The following is a 9,034-nucleotide window of genomic DNA, read 5'->3' on the forward strand; positions in this document are numbered from 1 at the left end:
TGGGCGCGACATAACACCATTGCGGCTCTGTTTTGAAAAGGTTTCCGGCCATTTCCGCAACCGTCCCGCGCCGGCAAAAATATGATTTTATCCGGAGCGGAATAAATTCTTTATGCTGTTGCCGAATTGACTATGAATGAAAGCTCCTGAAAGTGACACCATTCGGGATACTCCCCCTTCGTCCCGTCATTCGGAGTTTTTCAGATGCCTTTTACCGAAAAAGCCGGTCTTTCGATCGACAGCGCGCTTTATGATTTCCTCGTCGACGAGGCCCTGCCGGGTACGGGCGTGGACGCAGAGCGCTACTTCGCCGACTTCTCCGCCATCGTGCATGACCTCGCGCCAGAAAACCGCGCGCTGCTGAAGACGCGCGACGCGCTGCAGGAAAAGCTCGATGCCTGGTACCGCGAGAACGGCGCGCCGAGCGACATGGCCGCCTACGAGGCCTTCCTGCGCGAGATCGGCTATCTGCTGCCCGAGGGCGGCGCGTTCAAGGTGACGACGGAGAATGTCGATCCGGAGATCGCGAGCCTTGCCGGCCCGCAGCTCGTCGTACCCGTCATGAACGCACGCTATGCGCTGAACGCCGCCAATGCGCGCTGGGGCTCGCTCTATGATGCGCTCTACGGCACGGACGCGATCCCGGAAACGGACGGCGCGGAAAAGGGCAAGGGCTACAATCCGGTGCGCGGCGCGAAGGTCATCGCCTGGGCGCGCGGCTTCCTCGATGAAAGCGCGCCGCTCGCCGGCGCCTCCTGGCGCGATGCGGCGGGCTTTGCGGTCGAGGGCGGCAAGCTCGTCGTCGCGCTGACCGGCGGCGGCAAGACGGGTCTTGCCGACGGGAACAAGTTCGCCGGCTATGTCGGCGATGCCTCCGCCCCGACCCATGTCCTCCTGAGCAACAACGGCCTGCATATCGATATCGGCATCGACGCCTCCACGCCGACCGGCAAGGACGATGCGGCGCATATCGCCGACGTCGTCATCGAATCGGCGCTGACCACGATCATGGACTGCGAGGATTCCATCGCCGCCGTCGATGCCGAGGACAAGGTCGTCGTCTATCGCAACTGGCTGGGCCTGATGAAGGGCGACCTTTCCGAAGAGGTCGTCAAGGGCGGCAAGACCTTCACCCGCCGGCTCAACCCCGACCGCGTCTATACCGCGCCCGACGGCTCGACCCTGACGCTGCCCGGCCGTTCGCTGATGCTGGTGCGCAATGTCGGCCACCTCATGACCAATCCGGCGATCCGCGACCGCGACGGCAACGAGGTGCCGGAAGGCATCATGGACGCCATGGTCACCGCGCTGATCGCGCTCTACGACGTCGGTCCGAACGGCCGCCGTCAGAATTCGCGCGCCGGCTCGATGTATGTCGTCAAGCCGAAAATGCACGGGCCGGAAGAGGTCGCTTTCGCCTCGAAGCTCTTCGCCCGCGTCGAGGCCGCCGTCGGCATGGCCCCGAACACGATGAAGATGGGCATCATGGATGAGGAGCGCCGCACGACGGTCAACCTCAAGGAGGCGATCCGCGCCGCCAAGGACCGCGTCGTCTTCATCAATACCGGCTTCCTCGACCGCACCGGCGACGAGATCCATACCTCGATGGAAGCGGGCCCGATGATCCGCAAGGGCGACATGAAGCAGGCCGCCTGGATCGGCGCCTACGAGAATTGGAACGTCGATATCGGCCTCGAATGCGGCCTGTCCGGCCATGCGCAGATCGGCAAGGGCATGTGGGCCATGCCGGACCTGATGGCGGCGATGCTGGAGCAGAAGATCGCCCATCCGAAGGCCGGCGCCAACACCGCCTGGGTTCCCTCGCCGACGGCCGCGACGCTCCATGCGACGCACTACCACAAGGTCGATGTCGCCGATGTGCAGGCTTCGCTGCATTCGCGTCCGCGTGCAAAGCTCTCCGATATCCTCTCCGTCCCGGTCGCGGTTCGCCCGAACTGGACGCCGGAGGAGATCCAGCGCGAGCTCGACAACAATGCCCAGGGCATCCTCGGCTATGTCGTACGCTGGATCGACCAGGGCGTCGGCTGCTCCAAGGTGCCGGACATCAACAATGTCGGCCTGATGGAAGACCGCGCCACGCTGCGCATCTCCGCCCAGCACATGGCGAACTGGCTGCACCACGGCGTGGTCACCGAGGCGCAGATCCTCGAGACGATGAAGCGCATGGCCGCGGTCGTCGACGGACAGAATGCCGGCGACCCGCTCTACCGCCCGATGGCCGGCCATTTCGACACCTCGATCGCCTTCAAGGCCGCGCTCGACCTCGTCCTGAAGGGCCGCGAGCAGCCGAACGGCTATACCGAGCCGGTCCTCCATCGCCGCCGACTGGAGCTGAAGGCTGCGGACGCCTGAGAATGTGACGGCGGGGAAGTTCCCTACCGCTTCGCCCCTTATCCCGCTGCCGCGACCTTCTCCCCACAAGCGGGGAGAAGGCGAAGGAGGCAAAGGCTTCCCGTAATGCGGAAAACGGTGCGGCATATCCCTTCTCCCCGTCTACGGGGAGAAGGTGCCGGCAGGCGGATGAGGGGCAACGCCGCAAAGAAAAAGGCCGCCGGGATGACCGGCGGCCTTTTTCATGAATGCGGTGTCCTGCGCTTACTGCTGGACGACGACGCGGGCGCTGTGGCCGGGGCGGACGCGCTTGTAGAGGTCGATAATGTCCTGGTTCATCAGGCGGATGCAGCCTGACGAGGCGGCGGTGCCGATGGAGGCCCATTCCGGCGTGCCGTGCAGGCGGAACAGCGTGTCCTGGCCCTTCTCGTTGAAGAGGTAGAGCGCGCGGGCGCCGAGCGGGTTCTTCAGGCCCGGACCCATGCCGTCCTTGACGTAGCGGGCGACGTCGGGCTTGCGGTCCGCCATTTCCTTCGGCGGATGCCAGGTCGGCCATTCCTGCTTCCAGGCGACATAGGCCTCGCCCTGCCAGGCAAAGCCCTGCTTGCCGACGCCGATGCCGTAGCGAACGGCCTTGCCGCCCGGCAGCACGTAGTAGAGGAAGCGGTTCGGCGTGTTGACGATGATCGTGCCCGGCTTCTCGCTGGTGGCGTAATCGACGATCTGGCGGTGGAACTTGGTGTTCACCTTGTTGATCGGAATCGCCGGCAGGGCGTAGCCGTTGTCCTCAACAGGGCCATAATCCGATGTGAAGATGGCATTTGTCGCCACCTTTTCGCCCGGCGCGGAGTCGGACGGGGCGGTGGAGCAACCAGCGAGGGTGACGGCCGCTGCCAGGCCGCACAGAAGGAGGGCATTGCGGAAGCGCATGTGATTCTCTTAGGATCAGGAATTAAGAAGTTCCGAGACGCAGAACTTTTATCGACTATGGTTTATTTTCGATTAAACCGGTCAATGCAAGTCTGTGCGGCATGGTGCGGGCTCGCGCGCAAGCAAAAAACCGGAGAAGTGTTTTTTTGCAACAACAATGCCGGTCGACTGCCGCTTTCGCTGGCCCCGGCTCCTTGCCAAGCACGCCTTCACGCGCCGTTCAACGGTCATTCCGCCGGCTGACCCGTCATCGCACAGGAACCTTTTCGCGCGGTTAACGAAGCCTTGCTGCATGATCCGGCGGCGGCCCTCTCTTAACTTTTTCAGGCCGGGCGATTCGCGCTAGACTGCGATTCGCCGAGGAACCCCATGACGATCGTTTCGCTGCACAACGACAATCCGCTGCTCGACGGCCGCCAGTCCGACCGCGCCATGATGGTGCGCCGGGGTGTCCAGCGCATGCTGATGGACATGCGCCATGCGGTCCTGCCCGAGCTGACGCTGGCGAGCGGCCGGCGCGCCGACCTCATCAGCCTGTCCGACAAGGGCGAGATCTGGATCATCGAGATCAAGACGTCGATCGAGGACTTTCGCGTCGACCGCAAATGGCCGGACTACCGCCGCCATTGCGACCGGCTGTTCTTTGCCACCCACAAGGACGTGCCGCTCGACATCTTCCCGGAGGAGTGCGGCCTCATCCTTTCCGACGGCTACGGCGCGCATATGCTGCGCGAGGCGCCGGAGCACAGGCTCTCCGCCCCGACGCGCAAGGCCGTGACCTTCGCCTTCGCCCGCGTCGCCGCGGGCCGGCTGCTGCTTGCGGAATTCTCCATGGATGCCCGGCGGGACGGGCCGGACATCTCGGCCATCGTCTCCGGACGCCGGGACGAGCCGGCCTGATTACTTCGGCGCGCGCTTGGCGAGGATGCGCTGGAGCGTGCGGCGGTGCATGTTGAGGCGGCGGGCCGTTTCGGAGACGTTGCGGTCGCACATCTCGTAGACGCGCTGGATATGCTCCCAGCGCACGCGGTCGGCCGACATCGGGTTTTCCGGCAGTTCGACCTTTTCCCCAGGGCGCTGCGTCAGCGCGGCGAAGATGTCGTCGGCATCGGCGGGCTTGGCGAGATAGTCGACCGCGCCGAGCTTCACCGCGTTCACGGCCGTCGCGATATTGCCGTAGCCGGTCAGCATGATGATGCGCGTGTCGTCGCGGCGCTGGCGGATGGCGGCGATGACGTCGAGGCCGCTGCCGTCACCGAGGCGAAGGTCGACGACCGCGTATTTCGGCGGGCTCGTCTTGGCCTTGGCGATGCCCTCGGCCACCGATTCGGCGGTATCGACGGCAAAGCCGCGCGTTTCCATGGCGCGGGCGAGCCGGCGCAGGAACGGTGCGTCGTCATCGACCAGGAGGAGCGAGGGATCGGGGCCGATATCGTCGGCTGCGGTCTGCGGTTCGGTGTTTTCTGCCATTTTCGTCTTCCGTGGCCGATTTTCGTCCATTCTTGATCGCGGTCAGCTTATCACCTGTAAGATGGTGCGGGTAAAGTCATTTCGCACCCTTCGCCTCCATCCGCGCCCGCGGCCAATCGACCGAGACGCGCGCGCCCGGCCGGTCGCCCGTGCGGTTGCCGAAGGTGAGCCTCGCGCCCGAGCGCTCCAGCAGCGTCTTGGCGATGAAGAGCCCGAGCCCCAGCCCGCCGGCCCGCTCGTCCTTCTGCCGCTTGGTGACATAGGGGTCGCCGATGCGCTGGAGGATATCCGCCGCATAGCCGTCGCCGTCGTCCTCGATGACGATGGTCACCCGCTCCGGCGTGTGGCTGACGGTGACGGTGACCTCCTCGCGGGCATGGTCGACGGCGTTTTCGAGCAGATTGCCGAGGCCGTAGAGAATGCCGGGATTGCGGTTGCCGACCGGCTCGCTTTCCCGCTCGCCGTTCTCGACGAGATTGAGCCTGATGCCGAATTCGCGGTGCGGCGCCAGCACCTCCTCCATGAGGGAGGAGAGCGGCAGAACGCGCATATGCGCCTCGTCCTCGGTGGAAAGCGTCGTCAGCCGGCGCAGGATGTCGCGGCAGCGCTCGCTCTGGCTGCGCAGGAGCTGCACGTCTTCCCTGAAGCGGTCGTCGGTGCCGAGCTCCCGTTCCATCTCGCGGGCGACCACGCTGATCGTGGCGAGCGGCGTGCCGAGTTCGTGGGCCGCCGCCGCCGCCAGTCCGTCGAGCTGGGAAAGGTGCTTTTCGCGCTGGAGGATGAGTTCCGTCGCTGCCAGCGCATCGGAAAGCTCACCCGCCTCGCGCGATACCCGGTAGGAGTAGAAGGCCGCGAAAGCGGTGGTCGAGACGATGGCGAACCAGAAGCCGGCCGTCAGCACCGGCGGCACGACCAGCAGCGTGCCCGGATACCAGGGCAGCGGGAAGGGTGTGAAGGCGAGCGCCGTGATGCCGGCGACGGCGAGCCCGCCGAGCGTCAGGCTGAAGCGCACCGGCTGGAGCGAGGAGGAGATGATGACCGGCACGCAGACGAGCGGCGCGAAGGGGTTGGCAAGGCCGCCGGTGATGAAGAGCAGTGCCGTCAGCTGGCAAAGGTCGAAGGCGAGCAGCAGGAAGGCGGACGGCGGCGTCAGGCGATGGGCCGGCGCAAAGCGCACGGCCAGGAAGAAGTTCACCGCCGCCAGCAGAGCGATCAGCACGAGGGCCGGCAGCAGCGGCAGCGGGAATTTCAGCCACAGCGCGATGACGACGACGCTGATCGTCTGGCCGGCCACCGCCAGCCAGCGCAGGCGAATGAGCGTTTCGAGGCGAAGCCGCCGGCCGGAGCCCTCGAAATCGATATCCTGATAGCCTGTCATGCTTCGTCTCCTTTGAATATCGTCGCCCTCAAGTGCCACGCGGCTTGGCGCGCGTCGTCGGCATGGCCTCGGCCGGATCCTCCGGCCAGGGATGTTTCGGATAGCGCCCGCGCATGTCCGCCCTGACGTCCCGCCAGGAACCGGCCCAGAAGCCGGGCAGGTCCCGCGTCGTCTGGATCGGGCGGTGCGCGGGCGATTGCAGCTCCAGGAGCAGCGGCAGACGTCCGCCGGCAACGGCCGGGTGCTGCTTCAAGCCGAACAGTTCCTGCACGCGGATCGCCAGCACCGGCTCCGCGCCGTCATAGCGGATCGGATGGCGCTGGCCGGTCGGCGCCTCGAAATGCGTGGGCGCGAGCCGTGCAAGGTCGCGCTGCACCTCATAGGGCACCAGCGCCAGCAGCCCTTCCTGCAGGCTGCCCGAGGAAATGTCGTCGATGCCGCGCGTCGTCTCCTGGAAGGGAACGAACCAGTCGTCGAGCCGCGCAAGCAGCGCCTCGTCGCTCGTGTCCGGCCAGGCCTCGCCGATGGAACGGTGAAGGAAGCCGATCCGGTCGCGCAATTGCGCCGCCTCGCGGGAAAAGGGCAGGGCCTGCAGGCCGAGCTGGCGCACTCCTTCGGCAAGCGCCTGCGCCGCCTTCGGCCCGCCCGGCCGCGGAAGCGGCGCTTCCTCGAGGATCATCGCGCCGAGCCGCACGACCCGCCGCGCCCGCACCTGCCGGCTCGCCCGGTCGAAGACGCATTGGTCCTCGCGCACGATCTTATCGGCAAGCTCGGCCTCGACGGTGGATCGGTCGATTTCCGCCGCCGCGAGAATGCGTTGCCGGCCCGCTTGCCCGGTAAGGTCGGCAACGACGATCATCTCCGCGCCCGCCAGCCGTTCCGTCTCCGGCAACTCGCCGCCGCGCCCGTTCGCCATGACGAAGCGCCCGCGTCCGCCGCGCTGCAGGGCGACGCGATCGGGAAAGGCGTGCAGCAGTAGCGCGCCCGGCGTGCTCGCGGAGGGGGAGGCGGCCTTGCCGAAACCATCCGCCATGCGCTGCGCCAATCGCTTCGCCGCTTCGGCCCGCTCGCCACGCTCATTGGCGAAGCGCCGCAGGCGTTCTTCTATATCCACTGCCGAGCCGCCGAGACCCTGTTCGGTGAGCAGCACGGCGAGCCGCGCGGCTGCCGCCTGCTGGCCATCGCCGGCGGCGTGCAGGATCATCGCGGCCAGCCGCGGTGGCAAGGCCAGTTCGCGAATGCGCTTGCCTGCCGGGGTGAGCGCACCCGCCTCATCCAGCGCACCGAGCAGGCGAAGCAGGTTGCGTGCCTCCTCCACCGCCGCTGCCGGCGGCTGGTCGACGAGCCGGAGGTCAGCCGGATCGGTCACACCCCAATGGGCAAGATCGAGCATGAAGGAGGAAAAGTCGCTGGAAAGGATCTGCGGCGGCGTGAAGGCGGGCAGCGCCGCCGTCTGGCCGGCATGCCAGAGCCGGATCGCGATGCCCGGTTCCGTTCGCCCGGCGCGGCCGGCGCGCTGGTCGGCCGAGGCGCGCGACACCCGCACGGTCTCCAGTCGCGTGATGCCGGTCGCCGCCTCGAAGACCGGCAGGCGCTGCAGGCCGCTGTCGATGACGATGCGCACGCCGTCGATGGTGATGGAGGTTTCGGCAATGGAAGTTGCCAGCACGATTTTCCGCGTACCGGCGGGGGCGGGGCGGATTGCGGCGTCCTGTTCCTTCTGGCTGAGATTGCCGTAGAGCGGCACGATCGCCGTCTCCGGGCCGAACCGGCCCTCCAGCCGCTCGGCAGTCCGGGTGATCTCGGCCTGCCCCGGCAGAAAGGCGAGGATCGACCCGCTTTCGCTGCGATGCGCCTCTGTAATGGTACGCGCCATGCCGGCTTCTATACGCTCGCCCGCCGGGCGGTCCTGATAGCGCACATCCACCGGGAAGCTCCGCCCCTCGCTGACGATGGCCGGCGGATTGTCGAGCAGCGCCGAGACCCGTTCCACATCGAGCGTTGCCGACATGACGAGCAGGCGAAGATCGTCCCGGAGAGCCGCCTGCACGTCCAGCGCCAGCGCGAGACCGAAATCCGCATCCAGCGAACGCTCGTGGAATTCGTCGAAGAGCACGGCGGCAACGCCCGACAGTTCGGGATCGTCGAGGATCATCCGGGCGAAGACGCCTTCCGTCACGACTTCTATACGGGTCTTCGCCGAGACGCGGTTATCGAGACGCATGCGGTAGCCGACCGTCTCACCCACCTTTTCACCCAGCAGCTCCGCCATGCGGCCCGCCGCCGCGCGGGCGGCAAGCCGGCGCGGCTCGAGAAGGATGAGCTTCCCGTCACCCCGCCAGGTGGCGTCGAGCAGGAAGAGCGGCACCAGCGTCGTCTTGCCCGCGCCGGGCGGCGCGGAAAGCACCACGCGCGTGCCCACATGAAGCGCTTTGCCCAGGGAAGGGAGAGCCTCCGAAACGGGCAGGCGCGGCAGGCGGTCTATAAGAGATACCGTCATTGCATGCATCGATCGGTGAGGAAGGTGCCTTCTGCAAGGCTGGACATGGATTTCTCCGCTTCTGTTTCCTCCGCCTGAATAGCCGGCTCCGATAGCCGAGAGAAGGGGCGGAGGGTCTCTATGCGGCGGCGAGGACACGTAAAACGATCCGGACGGTCAATTTTACCACCTGGACAAGATTTTCGATGGATTTCCTGAGCTATTCAAGCCATCAAAGCAGCTGACAGCGAAGATATCCGTTGAATTTCAATATCTTGAATGTTTTTTGCATTTTTGTGATTATGCCTGTTGACGGCCTGAAACGTTGGGCCTATAACGCCGCTCATCGAACGAGAGCGGCGGCGCTTCTGGCGGCCGACGAACTCGCTCTAGGGTTTCCTTGAGAAGCTGGTGAGAATTGGGCC

General features: G+C 66.0%; 6 protein-coding genes. 2 read left to right on the plus strand and 4 right to left on the minus strand.

Annotated features, from left to right (window positions below; all coding sequences use genetic code 11):
* Positions 1–204 precede the first annotated feature (204 nt).
* Entirely contained in the window at positions 205–2,373 is a 2,169-nt protein-coding gene (locus DSD28_RS19070; RefSeq protein ID WP_119257997.1) for a malate synthase G, read from the plus strand.
* A 243-nt stretch (positions 2,374–2,616) separates the two neighbouring features.
* Here the strand turns inward: DSD28_RS19070 and DSD28_RS19075 are convergent, their stop codons facing one another.
* Positions 2,617–3,282 carry a L,D-transpeptidase gene (locus DSD28_RS19075; protein ID WP_119257998.1) on the minus strand — a complete coding sequence of 222 codons (666 nt, stop codon included), beginning with the start codon at positions 3,280–3,282 and terminating at the stop codon, positions 2,617–2,619.
* Positions 3,283–3,651: 369 nt separating this feature from the next.
* Here DSD28_RS19075 and DSD28_RS19080 point away from each other — a divergent pair, with 369 nt between their 5' ends.
* Positions 3,652–4,182 carry an MmcB family DNA repair protein gene (locus tag DSD28_RS19080; protein WP_119257999.1) on the plus strand — a complete coding sequence of 177 codons (531 nt, stop codon included), beginning with the start codon at positions 3,652–3,654 and terminating at the stop codon, positions 4,180–4,182.
* Here DSD28_RS19080 and DSD28_RS19085 read toward each other — a convergent pair whose 3' ends face one another.
* The 3 genes from DSD28_RS19085 to hrpB all read right to left on the minus strand — a co-directional run bounded on the left by DSD28_RS19085 (position 4,183) and on the right by hrpB (position 8,630).
* Positions 4,183–4,752, minus strand: a complete 570-nt coding sequence (locus DSD28_RS19085) for an ActR/PrrA/RegA family redox response regulator transcription factor (protein ID WP_119258000.1) — start codon at positions 4,750–4,752, stop codon at positions 4,183–4,185.
* A gap of 76 nt (positions 4,753–4,828) precedes the next feature.
* A complete protein-coding gene (locus DSD28_RS19090) occupies positions 4,829–6,130 on the minus strand; it encodes an ActS/PrrB/RegB family redox-sensitive histidine kinase (protein ID WP_119258001.1) in 1,302 nt (433 codons plus the stop codon).
* A gap of 28 nt (positions 6,131–6,158) precedes the next feature.
* Positions 6,159–8,630, minus strand: a complete 2,472-nt coding sequence (hrpB, locus tag DSD28_RS19095) for an ATP-dependent helicase HrpB (RefSeq protein WP_162911461.1) — start codon at positions 8,628–8,630, stop codon at positions 6,159–6,161.
* Positions 8,631–9,034: the final 404 nt, after the last annotated feature.

Source organism: Shinella zoogloeoides (assembly GCF_003574625.1).
GTDB classification, from domain to species: domain Bacteria; phylum Pseudomonadota; class Alphaproteobacteria; order Rhizobiales; family Rhizobiaceae; genus Shinella; species Shinella zoogloeoides_A.

Bases quoted from the DNA above. Each gene is read 5' to 3' on its own strand.
- DSD28_RS19070 (WP_119257997.1), top strand. From the start codon at position 205: ATGCCTTTTACCGAAAAAGCCGGTCTTTCGATCGACAGCGCGCTTTAT.
- DSD28_RS19090 (WP_119258001.1), bottom strand. From the start codon at position 6,130: ATGACAGGCTATCAGGATATCGATTTCGAGGGCTCCGGCCGGCGGCTT.
- DSD28_RS19075 (WP_119257998.1), bottom strand. From the start codon at position 3,282: ATGCGCTTCCGCAATGCCCTCCTTCTGTGCGGCCTGGCAGCGGCCGTC.
- hrpB (WP_162911461.1), bottom strand. From the start codon at position 8,630: ATGACGGTATCTCTTATAGACCGCCTGCCGCGCCTGCCCGTTTCGGAG.
- DSD28_RS19085 (WP_119258000.1), bottom strand. From the start codon at position 4,752: ATGGCAGAAAACACCGAACCGCAGACCGCAGCCGACGATATCGGCCCC.
- DSD28_RS19080 (WP_119257999.1), top strand. From the start codon at position 3,652: ATGACGATCGTTTCGCTGCACAACGACAATCCGCTGCTCGACGGCCGC.